General features: G+C 43.3%; 16 protein-coding genes. All 16 read left to right on the forward strand.

Annotated features, from left to right (window positions below; genetic code table 11):
* The first annotated feature begins 33 nt into the window (after positions 1 to 33).
* The 16 genes from GJV22_RS10755 (at position 34) to GJV22_RS10830 (ending at position 18,038) form a co-directional block, all read left to right on the forward strand.
* Positions 34 to 414, forward strand: coding sequence for a four helix bundle protein (locus GJV22_RS10755; RefSeq protein WP_163712852.1), 381 nt, complete (start codon positions 34 to 36; stop codon positions 412 to 414).
* An 80-nt stretch (positions 415 to 494) separates the two neighbouring features.
* A complete protein-coding gene (locus GJV22_RS10760) occupies positions 495 to 1,622 on the forward strand; it encodes a Wzz/FepE/Etk N-terminal domain-containing protein (protein WP_163712855.1) in 1,128 nt (375 codons plus the stop codon).
* Positions 1,623 to 1,967: 345 nt separating this feature from the next.
* Positions 1,968 to 3,413, forward strand: coding sequence for a UDP-glucose 6-dehydrogenase (locus GJV22_RS10765; protein WP_163712858.1), 1,446 nt, complete (start codon positions 1,968 to 1,970; stop codon positions 3,411 to 3,413).
* Positions 3,414 to 6,038: 2,625 nt separating this feature from the next.
* On the forward strand, positions 6,039 to 6,563 hold the full coding sequence (locus GJV22_RS10770) for a UpxY family transcription antiterminator (RefSeq protein WP_163712861.1): 525 nt from the start codon (positions 6,039 to 6,041) through the stop codon (positions 6,561 to 6,563).
* 951 nt (positions 6,564 to 7,514) lie between these two features.
* Positions 7,515 to 7,937, forward strand: coding sequence for a nucleotidyltransferase substrate binding protein (locus GJV22_RS10775; protein ID WP_163712864.1), 423 nt, complete (start codon positions 7,515 to 7,517; stop codon positions 7,935 to 7,937).
* Positions 7,922 to 8,239 carry a nucleotidyltransferase domain-containing protein gene (locus tag GJV22_RS10780; protein ID WP_163712867.1) on the forward strand — a complete coding sequence of 106 codons (318 nt, stop codon included), beginning with the start codon at positions 7,922 to 7,924 and terminating at the stop codon, positions 8,237 to 8,239. The genes GJV22_RS10775 and GJV22_RS10780 overlap by 16 nt, the downstream gene beginning before the upstream one ends.
* Positions 8,240 to 8,421: 182 nt before the next feature.
* Positions 8,422 to 8,952: an ArsR family transcriptional regulator gene (locus GJV22_RS10785; protein ID WP_163712870.1), complete on the forward strand. Its 531-nt coding sequence runs from the start codon at positions 8,422 to 8,424 to the stop codon at positions 8,950 to 8,952.
* An 18-nt stretch (positions 8,953 to 8,970) separates the two neighbouring features.
* Positions 8,971 to 10,023 (forward strand): NAD-dependent epimerase/dehydratase family protein, encoded by a 1,053-nt coding sequence (locus GJV22_RS10790; protein WP_163712872.1) that lies wholly within the window; start codon positions 8,971 to 8,973, stop codon positions 10,021 to 10,023.
* Positions 10,020 to 10,793 (forward strand): glucose-1-phosphate cytidylyltransferase, encoded by a 774-nt coding sequence (gene rfbF, locus GJV22_RS10795; protein ID WP_163712875.1) that lies wholly within the window; start codon positions 10,020 to 10,022, stop codon positions 10,791 to 10,793. The genes GJV22_RS10790 and rfbF overlap by 4 nt, the downstream gene beginning before the upstream one ends.
* A gap of 40 nt (positions 10,794 to 10,833) precedes the next feature.
* Positions 10,834 to 11,907: a CDP-glucose 4,6-dehydratase gene (rfbG, locus tag GJV22_RS10800; RefSeq protein WP_205461836.1), complete on the forward strand. Its 1,074-nt coding sequence runs from the start codon at positions 10,834 to 10,836 to the stop codon at positions 11,905 to 11,907.
* Positions 11,908 to 11,982: 75 nt separating this feature from the next.
* Positions 11,983 to 13,302: a lipopolysaccharide biosynthesis protein RfbH gene (rfbH, locus tag GJV22_RS10805; RefSeq protein ID WP_163712880.1), complete on the forward strand. Its 1,320-nt coding sequence runs from the start codon at positions 11,983 to 11,985 to the stop codon at positions 13,300 to 13,302.
* Positions 13,303 to 13,362: 60 nt separating this feature from the next.
* A complete protein-coding gene (locus GJV22_RS10810) occupies positions 13,363 to 13,707 on the forward strand; it encodes a four helix bundle protein (protein WP_238480313.1) in 345 nt (114 codons plus the stop codon).
* Between the two features lie 10 nt (positions 13,708 to 13,717).
* Positions 13,718 to 14,407 carry a ferredoxin--NADP reductase gene (locus tag GJV22_RS10815; protein ID WP_163712886.1) on the forward strand — a complete coding sequence of 230 codons (690 nt, stop codon included), beginning with the start codon at positions 13,718 to 13,720 and terminating at the stop codon, positions 14,405 to 14,407.
* A gap of 7 nt (positions 14,408 to 14,414) precedes the next feature.
* On the forward strand, positions 14,415 to 15,338 hold the full coding sequence (locus GJV22_RS10820; protein WP_163712889.1) for an NAD-dependent epimerase/dehydratase family protein: 924 nt from the start codon (positions 14,415 to 14,417) through the stop codon (positions 15,336 to 15,338).
* Entirely contained in the window at positions 15,335 to 17,035 is a 1,701-nt protein-coding gene (locus tag GJV22_RS10825) for a thiamine pyrophosphate-binding protein (RefSeq protein ID WP_163712892.1), read from the forward strand. The genes GJV22_RS10820 and GJV22_RS10825 overlap by 4 nt, the downstream gene beginning before the upstream one ends.
* 7 nt (positions 17,036 to 17,042) lie before the next feature.
* Complete coding sequence (locus tag GJV22_RS10830; RefSeq protein WP_163712895.1) at positions 17,043 to 18,038, forward strand: glycosyltransferase family 2 protein; 996 nt, start codon at positions 17,043 to 17,045, stop codon at positions 18,036 to 18,038.

Below are 18,038 nucleotides of genomic sequence, written 5' to 3' on the forward strand. Positions count from 1 at the left end.
AAACACGAGTATAGCATATAACGAGCGTTCAATATGGATAAAATAAAATCACATAAAGATTTAAACGTCTATCAGGAAGGATTTAAGGCTGCGATACGTATCCATGAGATTAGCAAATCATTCCCAGCCGAAGAAAAGTATTCTCTAACTGATCAAATCAGAAGAAGCTCTCGCTCTGTTTGTGCCAATTTAGCTGAACTATGGAGAAAAAGAAGATATCCTAAGAACTTTGTTTCGAAATTAACCGATGTTGAGGCAGAAGCCTCAGAGACACAAGTATGGCTCGACTTTGCTCATTCTTTTAATTACATCAGTTACGAGGAGCATCAATTATTATACGACCGTTATGAACACATCATTGCGATGTTAATTAATAGGTGTTCGAATCCGGAACGATGGTCGTTTAAGCAATAAGGACACAATCGTGTCGACGTGTTTGCGTGACAACGTGATTTCGGGATCGCACAAGCTACAACAAAAGACAAAAGATAATTATGACGACAAAAGATAATACAAGTACGACGACAAACACAGACGATGAAATCGATCTGATCGCTTTAGCCAAAACACTCTGGGATGGGCGGAAAACTGTCATTAAATTTACACTCATTGGTATGGCTTTAGGGCTGCTCTTTGCCTTATTGAGCCCGAAAGAATATACAGCCTCAACCACTATGGTGCCGCAAACCGGAGGTAGCATCGCCAGCAAGTTGGGTGGCCTGTCTTCGTTAGCTTCCCTGGCCGGGGTAAGCATGAGCAGCGCTGGTGATAAAGAATCCCTTCTACCGAATATTTATCCGCAAATTGTTCAGTCCATTCCCTTCCAGCTGGAACTCATGAACAGCACCTTCAACTGCCCGAAAGTCGATCATCCGGTTAGTTTATATGACTACTTCGTCAACTATAACAAACCGGGAGTACTTGGAAACGTCAAAAAATACACGCTGGGACTGCCGGGGTTGCTGATTGGTGCGCTAAAAGGAAAACCGGAGCAGGGAGAATTACTGGACACTACACTTTCGGCCAGCATACTGAATCTGACCGAAGATCAGGACAAAATCGTGAAAATACTGCAGGGACAAATCAACCTGGAGATCAATGACAAAGAAGGCTTCTTAACAATAAGCAGTCGTTTCAGTGATCCGCTGTTGGCCGCCCAGGTAACCCGGAAAACGCAAACAATGCTGTTGGACTACGTTTCACGCTACAAGCTCGACAAAGCAAACGAACAACTGAAGTTTATAGAAGCCCGGTATGCAGAAAAAAAAGCGGAATTTGAGCTGATTCAACAGGAATTGGCAGAGTTCCGCGATCGCAACAAATACATTACAACCGCCACCGCCTCGACCCAGCTTGAACAGTTGCAAACACAATACAACCTGGCTTACGCCTTGTATTCCGACTGGGCGAAACAACTGGAACAGGCGCAGGTACAAGTGAAGGAAGACACCCCGATTCTGACGATTATCGAGCCGGTACGGGTACCGTCAGAGAAATCAAAACCCAACCGCCCAATGATTTTGATCATCTGGGTCTTTCTGGGTGGAATCCTGGGAACAGGTTTGGTCTTTGGCCGGGAGTTCTACGGCTCTGTCAAAAAACAGTGGAACACTGCGGGTTAATCAACGAGACGCTACCTGAAGGCCGCACTAGTCGCTTAGCGGTTCAAACCGCTTAGCGACTAGTGCACGAAAAAAGAACAGCCCATCGAACCCAAATCAACAATTCCCGTCAAATCACAAAGGTCGCTCAATACACAAAAGCCGCGGAGCAACGCCAATCCTTCAATCCTTTAATCGTCCCTCCTCGGAATAAAAGACCAATTGATCCATTGTTAATTTTGTTTGAAGCTTTAAAATTAGTGCCTGATTTATTGTGCTCATCATAAAACAGGGTCTTAACTTACAACAGAAATAAACAGGAATAATTATCGAAACGTATATCAATTCGTATAATTCGCTTTAAATATGATACCTTCTAAAATTACCAAAATTGCTTGTATCGGCGCCGGCTATGTCGGCGGACCGACCATGTCTGTGATTGCGCAACAATGTCCGCACATCCAGGTAACAGTTGTTGACTTAAATGAAAAACGGATTGCTGCCTGGAATGATCCGGATCTGACCAAGCTTCCGGTGTACGAACCCGGACTGGATCAGGTTGTTGGTGAAGCCCGCGGGCGTAACCTCTTTTTCTCCACCGATGTGGACCAGGCAATTGCTGATGCACAAATGATTTTCATGGCGGTGAACACCCCCACCAAAACCTTTGGTGTTGGCAAAGGCATGGCTGCCGACCTGAAATACGTCGAGCTCTGTGCCCGTCAAATTGCCCGGGTAGCGAAAGATGATAAGATTGTCGTGGAAAAATCAACCCTCCCCGTTCGCACGGCCGAGTCGATCAAAACGATCTTTGAATCTGAAAGCAATGGCGTTCAGTTTAAGGTACTTTCCAACCCGGAGTTCTTAGCTGAAGGGACCGCCATCGAAGATTTGTACAAATCCGACCGGGTCTTGATTGGTGGTGACGATGATGAGGCCGGGCAAACGGCTATTAACGCCTTAGTCGACATATACGCCAACTGGATCCCGCGCGAAAAGATCATCACAACCCGCTTGTGGTCGTCCGAGTTGTCCAAATTAACCGCTAATGCCTTTTTAGCGCAACGGATCTCCAGCATCAATGCCATTTCTGCCCTCTGCGAACAAACAGGTGCCGATGTCGACGAAGTTGCCCGTGCGATGGGAATGGATAGCCGGATTGGATCGAAATTCCTGAAATCCTCTGTTGGCTTTGGCGGTTCCTGCTTCCAAAAAGATATTCTGAACCTGGTTTACCTGTGTCATCACTTCAATCTGCCGCAGGTGGCCGACTACTGGGAACAGGTCGTGATCCTGAACGATTACCAGAAACACCGCTTTGCCAAGCGCATCATCGATAAGCTGTTCAATACCGTTTCCGGCAAAAAAATCGCCTTCCTCGGATGGGCCTTTAAAAAGGATACCAACGACACCCGCGAATCTGCCGCCATTTATGTCGCAGACGAGCTCTTGCAGGATCGGGCCGAAATTCATGTTTACGATCCTCAGGTTAGTGCCGAACAAGTCTACGCCGACCTGGAATACTTGCAGAAGCACCGTCGAACAAATTCGCATAATTCGGAACAATTCGAATCCCTTCGTGAAGAAGAAATCAAACAGCTGGTGACCATCCATGCCGATCCCTACACAACCATGGAAGCAGCACACGCCATCGCCATCCTCACGGAATGGGATGAATTTAAAAGCTACGATTGGCAAAAAATTTACACCAACATGTTGAAGCCCGCCTTCGTTTTTGATGGAAGGAACATATTGAACAGAGACGAGTTAAAAGCAATTGGATTTAAATTACACTCGATTGGTAAAGGATAAGAGACCAGACAAGAAGATATTAGATATTAGACGATAGACAAAAGAGCTTGCCCCCTAAAGGCAGGCTTTTTTTTGAATGGCAAAGTTTCTTTATGATTCAACTCCCTGAAGGGAGAACCAAACAAGGACTACACCAACACATCTCCGACAAAATGAGTTTTACACTTCATTTTCCGCGCTGGCTATAAATTAGCCGATCCGAACAATGCAATTGCATACTTTAGGCCTAGCTCGAAGCGCTCGACTGCACGCAGCAATAGTGAACGAAAACACGGAAGTGCAACGCGTAGCGTTAAGCATGTCGTGTTGAAAGTGAACGGTGCGCAGCAATTGCCTTGGGCAGTCTGGTCTTTTTCGTCTATTTTGTGACAGGACAAAATGGACAGCCCATCCGGCTGGAGGACAAGAAAAAAGAATATTCCCCCAAAGACAAGACCATCACCATGCGGCGAAGGCAAACCGTCCTTGTTTTACCCACTAACTCCCTGAAGGGAGAACCAAACAAGGACTACACCAACACATCTCCGACAAAATGAGTATTACACTTCATTTTCCGCGCTGGCTATAAATTAGCCGATCCGAACAATGCAATTGCATACTTTAGGCCTTGCTCGAAGTGCTCGACTGCACGCAGCAATAGTGAACGAAAACACGGAAGTGCAACGCGTAGCGTTAAGCATGTCGTGTTGAAAGTGAGCGGTGCGCAGCAATTGCCTTGGGCAGTCTGGTCTTTTTCGTCTATTTTGTGACAGGACAAAATGGACAGCCCGTCCGGCTGGAGGACAAGAAAAAAGATTATTCCCCCAAAGACAAGACCATCACCATGCGGCGAAGGCAAACCGTCCTTGTTTTACCCACTAACTCCCTGAAGGGAGGACCAAACAAGGACTACAACAACACATCTCCGACAAAATGAGTATTACACTTCATTTTCCGCGCTGGCTAAAAATTAGCCGATCCGAACAATGCAATTGCATACTTTAGGCCTTGCTCGAAGCGCTCGACTGCACGCAGCAATAGTGAACGAAAACACGGAAGTGCAACGCGTAGCGTTAAGCATGTCGTGTTGAAAGTGAGCGGTGCGCAGCAATTGCCTTGGGCAGTCTGGTCTTTTTCGTCTATTTTGTGACAGGACAAAATGGACAGCCCGTCCGGCTGGAGGACAAGAAAAAAGAATATTCTCCCAAGAACAGTGGCATCACCATGCGGCGAAGGCAAACCGTCCTTGTTTCACCCGCTAACTCCCTGAAGGGAGAACCAAACAAGGACTACACCAACACATCTCCGACAAATTGAGTATTACACTTCATTTTCCGCGCTGACTAAAAATTAGCCGATCCGAACAATGCAATTGCATACTTTAGGCCTTGCTCGAAGCGCTCGACTGCACGCAGCAATAGTGAACGAAAACACGGAAGTGCAACGCGTAGCGTTAAGCATGTCGTGTTGAAAGTGAGCGGTGCGATGCAATTGCCTTGGGCAGTCTGGTCTTTTTCGTCTATTTTGTGACAGGACAAAATGGACAGCCCGTCCGGCTGGAGGACAAGAAAAAAGAATATTCTTCCAAAGACAGTGGCATCACCATGCACCGTAGGCAAACCGTCCTTGCTTCACCCGCTAACTCCCTTAAGGGAGAACCAAACAAGGACTACACCAACACATCTCCGACAAAATGAGTATTACACTTCATTTTCCGCGCTGGCTATAAATTAGCCGATCCGAACAATGCAATTGCATACTTTAGGCCTAGCTCGAAGCGCTCGACTGCACGCAGCAATAGTGAACGAAAACACGGAAGTGCAACGCGTAGCGTTAAGCATGTCGTGTTGAAAGTGAACGGTGCGCAGCAATTGCCTTGGGCAGTCTGGTCTTTTTCGTCTATTTTGTGACAGGACAAAATGGACAGCCCATCCGGCTGGAGGACAAGAAAAAAGATTATTCCCCCAAAGACAAGACCATCACCATGCGGCGAAGGCAAACCGTCCTTGTTTTACCCACTAACTCCCTGAAGGGAGAACCAAACAAGGACTACACCAACACATCTCCGACAAAATGAGTATTACACTTCATTTTCCGCGCTGGCTATAAATTAGCCGATCCGAACAATGCAATTGCATACTTTAGGCCTTGCTCGAAGCGCTCGACTGCACGCAGCAATAGTGAACGAAAACACGGAAGTGCAACGCGTAGCGTTAAGCATGTCGTGTTGAAAGTGAGCGGTGCGCAGCAATTGCCTTGGGCAGTCTGGTCTTTTTCGTCTGTTTTGTGACAGGACAAAATGGACAGCCCGTCCGGCTGGAGGACAAGAAAAAAGAATATTCTCCCAAAGACAGTGGCATCACCATGCGGCGCATGCAACTGAACCGACCTGAGCAACATTCCCGGTGCGCCTGAAACACCGGACACCACCCGAACCCCGGGTGTCACTTCGTTTTACCCGGGGCTACAAAGCTTTCACCCCTCCGGGGTAACAAACCACGTAGGTCTCTCTGCCCTGCGACCTCGTACTCTCTCCACATCGTGCCGCCGTTGCAACGCATCCAGGTGTCGTCATGCAATCGCCCCATCGTGCAAACGTGCTATCGTTTTTTTCCTACTTTTGCATCGCTATTAGAAAAATCACCAATGAACGAGACAAAACCGGAACAAAAACAATGGTTCGCTATCTATGTCAAAAGCCGAAGCGAGAAAAAAACCTGGCAACGATTAAACGATAAAGGCATTGCCTGCTATCTGCCCCTGCAGAAAAAACTCCGGCAGTGGAGCGACCGTAAAAAGCTGGTCGAGCTACCTTTTATCCCCGGTTACCTCTTTGTGAACATCAGCCGTCGCGAATACGATCTCACCCTGCAAACCGAAAATGTGAGTTGTTTTGTTACCAGCAACGGGAAAGCCGTTCCTATTCGGGAAAAAGAAATCACTGCCATGCAACAAGCGTTAAGCCAGCAGGAAATCAGTGTCGATCTCTGCCCCCGCCTGCTCAAGCCCGGTCAAAAAGTGGAAGTCATCAGTGGCCCACTGGTAGGGCTGCAAGCCACCTTTGTGCAACTAAAAGGCAAGAAAACAGTCGGCATTCGCATTGAGCAACTCCAGTCTACCATCACCCTCTCCGTTCCCCTGGACCAACTGGCAATCCGGGGAAATAGTTAAGAGCTAACAAATGACAACCTCCTCCACCCAAATGACAACAAATGACAATTGAATGCCCATCCGCCTCACTTACTCTCTGCTCTACTCTCCACCCCATACCACCAAACCGCAGAGAACGCAAAGTAGGCGCAAAGTAGGTTCCCTCTCAACAATTCAACCTCTTTCAACAATTCAACCTCTTTCAACGATTCAACAATTCAACGCTTTCAACCTCAGAGTCACACGGAGTCTCCCACTAGGTTCATAAACTGCGACAACGAATGACCATCATTGACAATAAATGACATCTTTCCTCACCGCATTTCTCTCTACCCCATGCACTCCACCCCATGCCACCAAACCGCAGAGAACGCAAAGAAGGCGCAAAGAAGGCGCAAAGTAAATTTCCGCTCAACAATTCAACCGCTTTCAACGATTCAACGATTCAACCGCTGTCAACCTCAGAGTCACACGGAGTCTCCCATTGAGTTCACAGACTGCGGCAACATTCCTCTCATTCCTCACGCCCCATTTTTAAAGATTAGTTTACAATAACAAATTTCCCACCAATCTCCTTTGAGTAGTTTTTTTATTCATTACATTTGCGCCATTAACCGGAATAGGACGATAGTTTAAAAAGCGCATTGTGATGTGCCCTAAAAAGCCCCCTCCAGAAACCGGAAAGCCCGCTCACCCCAATGGGACTGAGAGGGCGAAGCTGTGAAAAAAAGGTCGGAAACCAAACAAACAACTCACAGAAAACAAACAACTTAAACCAACGAATCAACCATTAAACAATTCAACCGTCCCCAACAATTCAACGATTAAACAGTTAAACAATTCAACGGCTTTCAACAATTCAACAACCCACAAGACACCAGGCAGAAATCAATCGCAGTGTTCATTCGCTGCAACCTGGAACTTGAAACTTAAAACCCGGAACTTGAAACCGTTCAGCAAACCGACCATTAAATGACAGGCCACGATGACACCAGATGGAAACAGCGATTTTCCAATTATAAAAAAGCCTTAGCCACTTTAACAAAAGGTATTGAACAATACCACGAAAAAGGGCTCTCCGACCTGGAAAAGCAGGGTTTGATTCAGGGCTTCGAATTCACCCATGAACTAAGCTGGAAAGTCATGCAAGATTTCCTGAAGGATAAAGGAGAAACCGGCATCTATGGTTCAAAAGATGCTACTCGCCTGGCATTTAATCGGGAATTAATCACCAATGGAGAACTGTGGATGAGCATGATTGCCGATCGCAACCTAAGTTCACATACCTATCAGGACGATATTTCAACACAAATCCTGAACCGAATTGTTAATTCCTATTTTGATTTATTCAAAAGCTTCGAAACCAAAATGGATCGACTATGCCGTATGGATTAAGCGATCAAACCTTAGCCAGTCTGCAACAGCTTTTTAGCCAACATCAGGAAATCGATGAAGTAATCCTTTACGGCTCCCGGGCAAAAGGCGACTTCCACGAAGGTTCCGACATCGACTTGAGCCTAAAGGGTACCAAGGTTGACTTTAGCTGTATTCAAAAATTAAGTATCGAAATCGATGATTTGTTACTCCCGTATTTGTTCGACCTTTCAATTTACAGGAACATCAGCAACAGGAAGCTAATCGATCACATTCAACGAAAAGGAATAACGATTTACAAAAAACAACAAATCAACGATTAAACCATTCAACGATTCAACCGTTCTCAACAATTCAACGATTCAACAATTCAACCGTTCTCAACGATTCAACAATTCAACAGTCCTCAACAACACAACAAAAAGTTACCAGTCGCAGTATTCAGCTGCAGAAACCTGGAACTTGGAACTTAAAACCTGAAACTCAAAACTCGCCCCCCCTCCCCATGCTCGAATCCCTAATCACCTCCCAAACCCGCTTAAAGCTCCTGCTCAAATTCTTTTTGAACAGCGACACCACGGCCTATTTACGTGGTTTGGAAGCTGAGTTCAAGGAATCGACTAACGCCATCCGGGTGGAATTGAACCGTTTTGAAGGTGCCGGGCTCCTCACCAGCAATTGGGAGCAAAACAAAAAAGTTTACGCGGCAAATAAACAACACCCCCTGTTTTCCAATATCCATGACATCCTCTTAAAACATGTTGGGATTGACCGGATTATCAAGGATGTGATTTCAAAGTTAGGGAAAGTCGAACGGGCTTGGTTGGTGGGTGAAATGGCAGCAGGAAAAAATAGCAAGGCAATTGAGATTGTTATTGTGGGAAATGAGATTGATGAAGAGTATTTGGAGAAATTGCTTAAGAAAGCTGAAGCATTAATTAATCGAAAGGTCCTTATTTCTACTTTTAAAGTGGAGGACGAGGATAGCCTACTAAAGAAAGCGAATAACAGTTTGCTTCTTTGGAAAACTAACTAAAAAAGACAATTTAAAACGATGAAGATACTAGTCACCGGTGCTGCCGGATTTATTGGGTTTCATCTCGTACAAAGATTATTAAACGAGCAAATTGATGTGGTCGGGCTTGACAACATCAACGACTATTACGATATCAATTTAAAATATGCCCGTTTGGCAGAAACAGGTATTTACGCTCCCAAAGAAAAAGATCATTCCGGAGGTAAAAACCGAACTTACCAAGAGATTGACTTTGGGAAGATGATTTCGTCCGTAACAAACGCCAAATATCGATTTATTCGCTTAAACCTCGAAGACAAACCGGCAATTAAACAACTTTTCGAACAGGTGAAGTTTGATGTTGTTGTTAACTTAGCGGCACAAGCCGGTGTTCGTTATAGCATTATAAACCCGGACACCTACATCCAAAGTAATATTGTTGGATTCATGAATATCTTGGAAGCTTGCCGTCATAATCCGATCAAACAGCTAATTTACGCCTCTTCATCTTCAGTATACGGTGCCAATGCAAAGATCCCATTCTCTGAAGAAGACCAAGTAGACCACCCCGTAAGTTTGTATGCTGCTACTAAAAAAAGTAACGAATTGATGGCACATACATACAGCCACTTATACAAAATCCCAACAACAGGACTTCGCTTTTTCACAGTTTATGGCCCGTGGGGGCGCCCGGATATGGCCCCTATGATTTTTACCAACGCCATATCGAAAGGTGAACCAATTAAAGTGTTTAACAATGGCGAAATGGAGCGGGACTTTACCTACATTAACGATATCGTAGAGGGCATTACCCGCCTAATAAATCAAGACGCTGACGAACCAAACTTATACCGACTATTTAATATCGGCAATGGAAGTCCTGTTAACTTGATGGAGTTTGTTTCGACCATAGAGATTGCATTGGGCAAAAAAGCCGAGAAGATTATGATGCCGATGCAAAATGGAGATGTAAAACACACTTGGGCTGATTTAAAGAAATTAAGGGGGGTAACAGACTACACTCCATCAAATAACATTGTAGAAGGTATTTCTGAATTTTCAAAATGGTATCTAAAATATTTTGCGCTATGAAAACACTTATCCTTGCAGGTGGTTTAGGTTCACGCCTATCCGAGGAAACCGTATTAAAGCCGAAACCAATGGTTGAAATTGGAGGACGTCCAATCCTGTGGCACATTATGAAAATCTACTCTAGTTATGGATACAATGACTTTATCATTCTCTGCGGTTACAAAGGATATATGATCAAAGAGTATTTTGCCAACTATTACCGGCACAGGTCAGATATGACCATTGATCTGGCCACTAACTCCACCACCTACCATAAGAACCATGCGGAACCCTGGAAAGTTACTTTAATTGATACCGGATTGGAAACCATGACCGGAGGACGGATTAAACGGGTACAAGACTACGTTGGTAATGAGCCTTTTATGCTGACTTATGGAGATGGCGTTAGTAATGTGAATATTGCCGAATTAGTGCAGTACCACCAAAAACACGGGAAAGCGATCACCATGACAGCTGTACAACCGGAAGGCCGATTTGGATCCTTGCAAATTGACAGCGACAACCGGGTAAACTCGTTTCAGGAAAAGCCCAAAGGTGACGGTGCCTGGATCAATGCCGGCTTCTTTGTCTGCCGACCCGAGGTGTTCAATTACATTAACGATGGTGATCCAACCATCTTCGAAAGAAAACCACTGGAAAATTTGGCCAAAGATGGACAGCTATACACCTTTAAGCATCAGGGATTTTGGAAACCAATGGATACTCTTCGGGATAAAACCCAGCTGGAGGAAATGATTGATTCCAACACCGCCCCCTGGGTCAAATGGTAAATTTGAAGCTCAACCTATGTCTTATCCTCAATCGAATAGCATGACACTCTTCAATAATATCTATAAAAATCGGAAAGTATTGGTCACCGGACATACCGGGTTTAAAGGTTCATGGCTTTGCCTCCTGTTACACCAGTTGGGTGCTGATGTTTATGGATACGCATTAGAACCACCAACTACACCATCCTTATTCCAGGAAGCACACATTGATGAATTAATGACATCATATATCGGTGATATCCGTAACCTAAAACACCTCCAGGAAGTACTGCTTGAGGTCGAACCCGAAATCGTCATTCATATGGCTGCCCAACCGCTGGTACGTGATTCATATAAAATACCGGTCGAAACATATGCGATCAACGTGATGGGTACGGTAACTTTATTGGAAACCTGCCGCCATACACCCAGCGTTAAAGCAATTGTGAACGTTACAACCGACAAATGCTATGAAAACAAGGAATGGCATTGGGGCTACCGGGAAAATGAACCTATGGGCGGTTACGATCCCTACTCCAACAGCAAGGGTTGTTCGGAATTAGTGACGTCTGCTTACCGGAACTCCTACTTTAACCCCAAAGACTACGCACTGCATGGCGTGGCCGTCGCATCGGCCCGGGCCGGTAATGTTATTGGCGGCGGCGATTGGGCAAACGATCGTTTAATTCCCGATTTCATACGAGCAATTTCTAAGGGTGAAGAGTTACAAATAAGAAGCCCTTATGCTATTCGCCCGTGGCAACACGTACTGGAGCCACTTACCGGCTATCTGACTTTGGCGGCAAAACTCTACACCGATGGAGCGCATTATGCCGAAGGATGGAACTTTGGCCCGGATGATGCTGATGCCCAAAATGTAGAATGGATTACAAAAACGATTTGCGAATTATGGGGAGAGAATGCGAACTACAATATCGATAATAACCCCCAGCCTCATGAGGCCAATTACCTGAAATTGGATTGCTCCAAGGCTAAAGCAGAACTGGACTGGTACCCAAAATGGAATATTCAACAAGCCCTGAGAAGTATCGTTACCTGGAACAAAGCCTGGTTAGCCGGAGAAAATATCCGCAAAGAAACTTACGCACAAATCGAACAATACCTAAATGTTTAGTCTATGTTCATCCCTGCAATCTGTGGTGAATCTTAAATTTTAATTAATCTGTAAAATTAAACAACTCAATATATCATGACTGATTTTAAACAACTCCGAAAAGAAATTCTGGCAAAAACGGTAGAATACTACGAAGCTCGCTTTGCTCAGAAAGAATTCATTCCCGGAAAAACCCGGGTCAACTATGCGGGACGTGTGTTCGATGAAGAAGAACTCTGCAATGCTGTTGATGCTTCTTTGGATTTCTGGCTAACGGAAGGCCGCTATTCGGAGGAATTTTCAGAAAAGATCGCGGAATTTCTGGAAGTTGAACATGTTTTATTGACCAACTCAGGATCTTCTGCAAACCTACTGGCCTTTTCAGCTTTGACATCTGAAAAATTAGGAGACAAAAGGTTAAAACCGGGCGATGAAGTGATTTCAGTAGCAGCAGGCTTCCCGGCAACTGTAACCCCTATCATCCAGTATGGCTTGATCCCGGTTTTTGTTGATGTAGATATTCCTACTTACAACATCGACATCGAGATGATGCGCCAGGCCATCACGCCTAAGACGCGTTGTATTTTCCTGGCCCATACCCTAGGAAACCCATTCAACATTGAAGCAGTCATGCAATTGGCCAACGAACATGACCTTTGGGTCATCGAAGATAACTGCGACGCCTTTGGAAGTGCTTACAAGGGTAAAAAAACAGGTAGCTATGCCCACTTGTCAACCATATCGTTTTATCCGGCCCATCATATTACAACCGGAGAAGGTGGTGCCATCTGCACCAACGATCCACAACTGGCGTTACTGGTTCGCGCCTTCCGCGACTGGGGACGCGATTGCTATTGTGCCGGGGGTGAAAACAACACTTGTGGCAAACGTTTTTCCCAGCTGTTCGGAAACCTCCCCTTCGGCTTTGATCACAAATACGTGTACTCCGAAATTGGTTATAATCTGAAGATGACAGATATTCAGGCAGCGATCGGAGCGGCACAAGTCGACAAGCTTCCGGAATTCTGCGAACGCAGAAAGGCGAACTTCAAGCACTGGACAGCTATTTTTAGTAAATATCCAGATTATTTTGTACTCCCCAAAGCAACAGAACAAGCCGATCCGGCCTGGTTTGCCTTTATTGTAACCCTCAAAGAAGGAACCCCATTTACACGGGACGAACTAACCGGTTATTTAAATAAAAAGCTGATTGAAACCCGTAACCTGTTTGCCGGGAATATGACTAAGCAGCCCGGGTTCATCGGTAAGAACTGGCGAATTGCAGATCACCTGGAGAATACCGACTACATCATGAATAACACCTTCTTCCTCGGAACCTATCCAGGCCTGATCCAGGAAATGTTCGATTATGCGGAAGGTATTCTGGATGAGTTTATAGCAGAGAAGACAAAATAATTTAAAAAGGTTGAGGTTAAGGTAAAGGCTGAGATAGCGATGTACAAAAGTTTTACAGATATGGAAGTTTGGCAGCATGCCAGTAGGCTATCGGTTGAGATTTTTCAACTGACTTCGGCTCTTCCCCGTTCTGAAGATTATGGTTTGACATCGCAAATTCGGAGATCAGCAAACAGCATTGCTGCATATATAGCTGAAGGTTTTGGTCGAAAAACGTCCAAAGACAAATCTAATTTTCATGTTTTTGCTCGCGGATCAGTATTTGAAACACAAAATCATTTGATCTATGGAGTACAAGTTGGTTATTTTGAACGCCTCCAAACTGATGCGACAATTCAAAAGTACAACTCACTCATTCATGATCTGAATAAAATCATCAAAGCCCTTTCTCAACCTCAACCTTAACCTCAATAATATGCTAGCTAAAAAATACAAATCCGAAGTCGTATCCATCGAAAACCCTTTCGAAGGCATTTACACGGTCGAGTTTGTCCCGTTGCGCGGTAAATACAAATTCTTACCCGGCCAATTTCTTCACGTTGCCCTGGATGAAGAATACGACGGTGCCGGTCAATGGCCCGAATCGCGTTGTTTTTCGATGCAGAGCAGCCCGGGAGTGGATTCCATTAAAATAACCTACGCTGTGAAAGGTGATTTTACCCGGCAAATGGAAGAACAATTGCAGGTAGGCTCCGAAGTGTGGTTAAAACTCCCTTATGGCGACCTCTTCCAGCAAGAACATGACAAAACCAACACCGTGTTTATTGCGGGAGGTACGGGAGTCACCCCTTTCCTTTCGCTTTTTACACACGAGTCCTTTGGCGAATACGAGAGCCCGAAGGCCTACTTAGGCTTTCGAACCAACGACTTTAATATCTACCAAAAAGAGTTGGAGGAGGCCAGCAGCCTCAACCTTAACCTTAACCTTAGCCTCATCTATCAGGATACATCCGGGATACTGGATATCAATCAAATATTTGCAGAGAATGGACAAACTGCCAATTACTTTATCTCCGGTCCCCCGATTATGATTAAGGATTTCAAAAATAAGTTGGTTAAAAACGGTGTGCCGCCACACCAGGTATTAACGGATGATTGGGAGTAAGTAAAGCATGAATATTCTGGTAACCGGTGCAACTGGATTCATTGGATCAAATATTGCCAAATACTTGGTGAAGAACAACCACTACGTTATCGCGACGTATCGATCATCGTCTTCATTTCGAAAATGTGAAAGAACTAAAGATAACATCCTTTGGGTTAATACGGAGAATGCGAACTGGAAAGAACTCATCATTAAGATTAGACCGGTGGTTCTAATTCATTCTGCTTGGGGAGGAATTGAAGCAGCTGACCGAAATAATTGGGAATTTCAACTCCGAAATTTCAAGCTGTCGAAAGAATATTTTGATCTGGCCGAAGAAGCTGGAATTAATAAGATAATAGCGCTCGGATCCCAAGCCGAATATGGACGACAAATCCATGTAGCCACAGAAGAATCACAGTTACAGCCAGACGATGCTTATGGAGCAGTAAAAACGCTTACTGCCAACTATTTGAGAGCAAAATTTCACAACTCACCTATTTCATGGTACTGGATTCGTGTTTTCTCATTATTTGGGGAATATGAGAATGACAGTTGGTTGATGCCATCAGTCATCAATAAGTTATTAAAAAATGAGTCGATTGCTTTGACGGCTTGTGAGCAAAAATACAATTACCTATACATCAATGACTTTGTAAAACAACTTAATCTAGTAATTGAAGATCCAGAAAACAAATCAGGGGTCTATAATATTTGTAATAACAAGGCAACTTCCATCAAAGAAATTCTCTACCAGATCGTTGAATTAATGGGCAAACCTAAGGAATTGCTACACGTTGGACAACTACCTTATCGCCAGAATCAAAACATGTTCATTCATGGAAGTAACCAAAAGTTCTGCAAAGTTTTTAATGTTGATCTTTCCTCTGGATTAGGAATAAAAGAAGGATTGAAACACTCAATAGAATTTCATAAAAATCAGCAAAAATGAAAGTAACAACTTACATAGCTAAATTTCTGAAAGAAAAAGGCATTGAATGTGTCTTCGAATTACAGGGAGGTATGATTACACGCATTATTGATGAGATTTACCGTGAAGGTGGAATTAAAATCGTAAGTATGCATCATGAACAAGCAGCGTCATTTGCAGCAGATGCTTATGCTCGTGTTACCAACAAACCTGGCGTTGCAATGGCAACCAGCGGACCAGGAGCAACCAACCTGATCACTGGAATTGGAAGTTGTTACTTTGATTCGGTTCCCGCGATATTTATTACCGGGCAGGTTAACCTGAACGAACAAAAAGGAAATAGAATAACTCGCCAATTGGGTTTTCAGGAAACTGAAATTATTCCAATTGTTAAGCCGATTACCAAAGCAGCTTACGCAATTACTTCTCCTAATGATATTCCACTTGCGTTGCATGAAGCATACAATATTGCAACCACCGGACGCCCCGGACCTGTGCTAATCGATATCCCAATGAACATTCAAAATATGGAGATGTCTGACTTAAGCGATGAATTGGATGGTAAAGCTCATTTATGCGCACTCTCTGAAGATATAGATGGTTTTATAAACTCATTTCTAAAGGAACTAAGAGTAGCAAAAAAACCGCTTATTTTAGCAGGAAGAGGAATTGCAATATCCAAAACCCAGGATTGTTTAGCAAAAACAGCAGAAATATTAGAAGTTCCCATTGTAACATCGTTGTTAGGATTCGATGTTCTCCCATACAATTCTCCTCTTAGAATCGGCTTCATAGGCTCCTATGGAAACCGATGGGCAAACTATGCCTTAGGTGAGTCAGATTTGCTCTTAGTTTTAGGAAGTAGACTAGATTTAAGACAAACAGGAGCTGATGTTGAAACCTTTAAAAAAGGGAAGAAAATATTCCATGTCGATATTGATGCGGCGGAATTAAATAATAGAATTGAAGGTTGTTATACAGTACAAGCTGACTTAAGATCATTTTTTTCTGCCTTTAGCGCCCAAACCTCTACTGGATATAATGCTAAAAATTGGTTGGCTGAAATTAAAGAAAAGTATACTGAGCGCAAGGACACAGATGAACTGCGAAATATCAGAGGAATTAACCCAAATAAATTCATTCACCAATTGTCTCGAGAGTCCAAATTGGCAAAAGCAATCACAACTGATGTAGGCAATAATCAAATGTGGACCTCACAATCATGGGAAAGTGAGCAGGAGCAGCAATTCCTCTCATCTGGAGGTATGGGAGCTATGGGATATTCTTTACCGGCTGCAATTGGAGCTTCATTCGCAAACAATAAATCTCCAGTTGTTTCTATTTCAGGGGATGGTGGTTTCCAAATAAACATTCAAGAACTACAAACGATTAAAAGGAACAAGCTCCCTATTAAAATAGTCATTTTAAACAACCAATGTCTAGGAATGATTCGTCAATTTCAGGATTCCTATTTCGATTCTTGCTACCAGTCAACAGTATGGGGGTATAGTTCACCTGATTTTGCTCAAGTAGCTACGGCTTACGGAATCGACGCTATGACTATTGATTTAGAAGAGCAAATCAATGATGCGATCCAAAAGCTTTGGGAAAATCCAGAACATCCCTTTTTGCTTAATGTAAAAATAGATATCCATACAAATGTGTATCCCAAAATGTTGTTTGGAAATCCGCTAACACAAATGGAATTTGAATCATAGAACCATAATGACACAAAACTACACATCTCAATCTTTGAGTATAATAATCCCAACATATAACCGTAGGGATCAACTTCTTAACCAACTAAATAGCATTATAAGCCAAGACATATCTGCGATTCAAGAAATACTAATTCTTGACAACAATAGCAATTATGATGTTTATGATTTAGTAACAACCTTAAAATGCTCTAAAATACGAGTAATAAAAAACTCATTAAACATAAAAGCTCCAATAAATATAGCAAATGCTTTTTATCACTGCAAGACCCAATGGTTTTGGCTCCTTTCTGATGACGATGAGTCCAAACCAGACTCCTTAACAAATATTATTGATGAAATTTCGCAATGTTCAGAAGATGTCGGGATGATTAAATTCGCCATTGATAGGCCCGAATCTAAACAAAAGGACACAACTGTCAGAACTCTTCAACAATACATTGATTTTTATTACGACAGTAGCCACTTAAGAAGAGGTGATTTAGTGTTTATATCCACTAATGTGTACAACGTATGCAGACTCAAAGATTATATACCTTTTGCATTCGAGTACTCTTATACTTATATTCCACACTTAATCCCAATTTTTAAAGGTCTAGATGAAAAGAAAATTCTTGTAAAATTTTCTTCCATCCCGATTGTAAAATATATCCCACCTAGAGGAGATGGATATTCATTTGCAACTGTTGGAAAAGGTCTTTCGACGCTTTCGCACATACCTCTTAATTTAAATAAGGCATATAGAAAGAAATTTTTAGATATATGTATGTCGATAACTTACACAACACTATTAAAAAAATATGTAAGGAATGATAAAATCGATGATATCGACGATATTCGAATTATCTACGATAACGTTTATAAATATTACCTCTCATTTCACTCAAAAATTAAAATCACTTTGTTTTTGACACTTATGTCGTCCCCATTTTTAAACAAAATCACAATGTACATGATAAAAAATAAGGTCACAAAGTATATTATAAAAGGAATTTTGAAATAG

The sequence above is a fragment of the Mangrovibacterium lignilyticum genome, assembly GCF_010882175.1.
In the GTDB taxonomy this organism is placed as follows: Bacteria; Bacteroidota; Bacteroidia; order Bacteroidales; family Prolixibacteraceae; genus Mangrovibacterium; species Mangrovibacterium lignilyticum.

Coding starts and splice junctions, on each gene's coding strand:
- GJV22_RS10755 (WP_163712852.1), top strand. CDS start 34: ATGGATAAAATAAAATCACATAAAGATTTAAACGTCTATCAGGAAGGA.
- GJV22_RS10760 (WP_163712855.1), top strand. CDS start 495: ATGACGACAAAAGATAATACAAGTACGACGACAAACACAGACGATGAA.
- GJV22_RS10765 (WP_163712858.1), top strand. CDS start 1,968: ATGATACCTTCTAAAATTACCAAAATTGCTTGTATCGGCGCCGGCTAT.
- GJV22_RS10770 (WP_163712861.1), top strand. CDS start 6,039: ATGAACGAGACAAAACCGGAACAAAAACAATGGTTCGCTATCTATGTC.
- GJV22_RS10775 (WP_163712864.1), top strand. CDS start 7,515: ATGACAGGCCACGATGACACCAGATGGAAACAGCGATTTTCCAATTAT.
- GJV22_RS10780 (WP_163712867.1), top strand. CDS start 7,922: ATGCCGTATGGATTAAGCGATCAAACCTTAGCCAGTCTGCAACAGCTT.
- GJV22_RS10785 (WP_163712870.1), top strand. CDS start 8,422: ATGCTCGAATCCCTAATCACCTCCCAAACCCGCTTAAAGCTCCTGCTC.
- GJV22_RS10790 (WP_163712872.1), top strand. CDS start 8,971: ATGAAGATACTAGTCACCGGTGCTGCCGGATTTATTGGGTTTCATCTC.
- rfbF (WP_163712875.1), top strand. CDS start 10,020: ATGAAAACACTTATCCTTGCAGGTGGTTTAGGTTCACGCCTATCCGAG.
- rfbG (WP_205461836.1), top strand. CDS start 10,834: ATGACACTCTTCAATAATATCTATAAAAATCGGAAAGTATTGGTCACC.
- rfbH (WP_163712880.1), top strand. CDS start 11,983: ATGACTGATTTTAAACAACTCCGAAAAGAAATTCTGGCAAAAACGGTA.
- GJV22_RS10810 (WP_238480313.1), top strand. CDS start 13,363: ATGGAAGTTTGGCAGCATGCCAGTAGGCTATCGGTTGAGATTTTTCAA.
- GJV22_RS10815 (WP_163712886.1), top strand. CDS start 13,718: ATGCTAGCTAAAAAATACAAATCCGAAGTCGTATCCATCGAAAACCCT.
- GJV22_RS10820 (WP_163712889.1), top strand. CDS start 14,415: ATGAATATTCTGGTAACCGGTGCAACTGGATTCATTGGATCAAATATT.
- GJV22_RS10825 (WP_163712892.1), top strand. CDS start 15,335: ATGAAAGTAACAACTTACATAGCTAAATTTCTGAAAGAAAAAGGCATT.
- GJV22_RS10830 (WP_163712895.1), top strand. CDS start 17,043: ATGACACAAAACTACACATCTCAATCTTTGAGTATAATAATCCCAACA.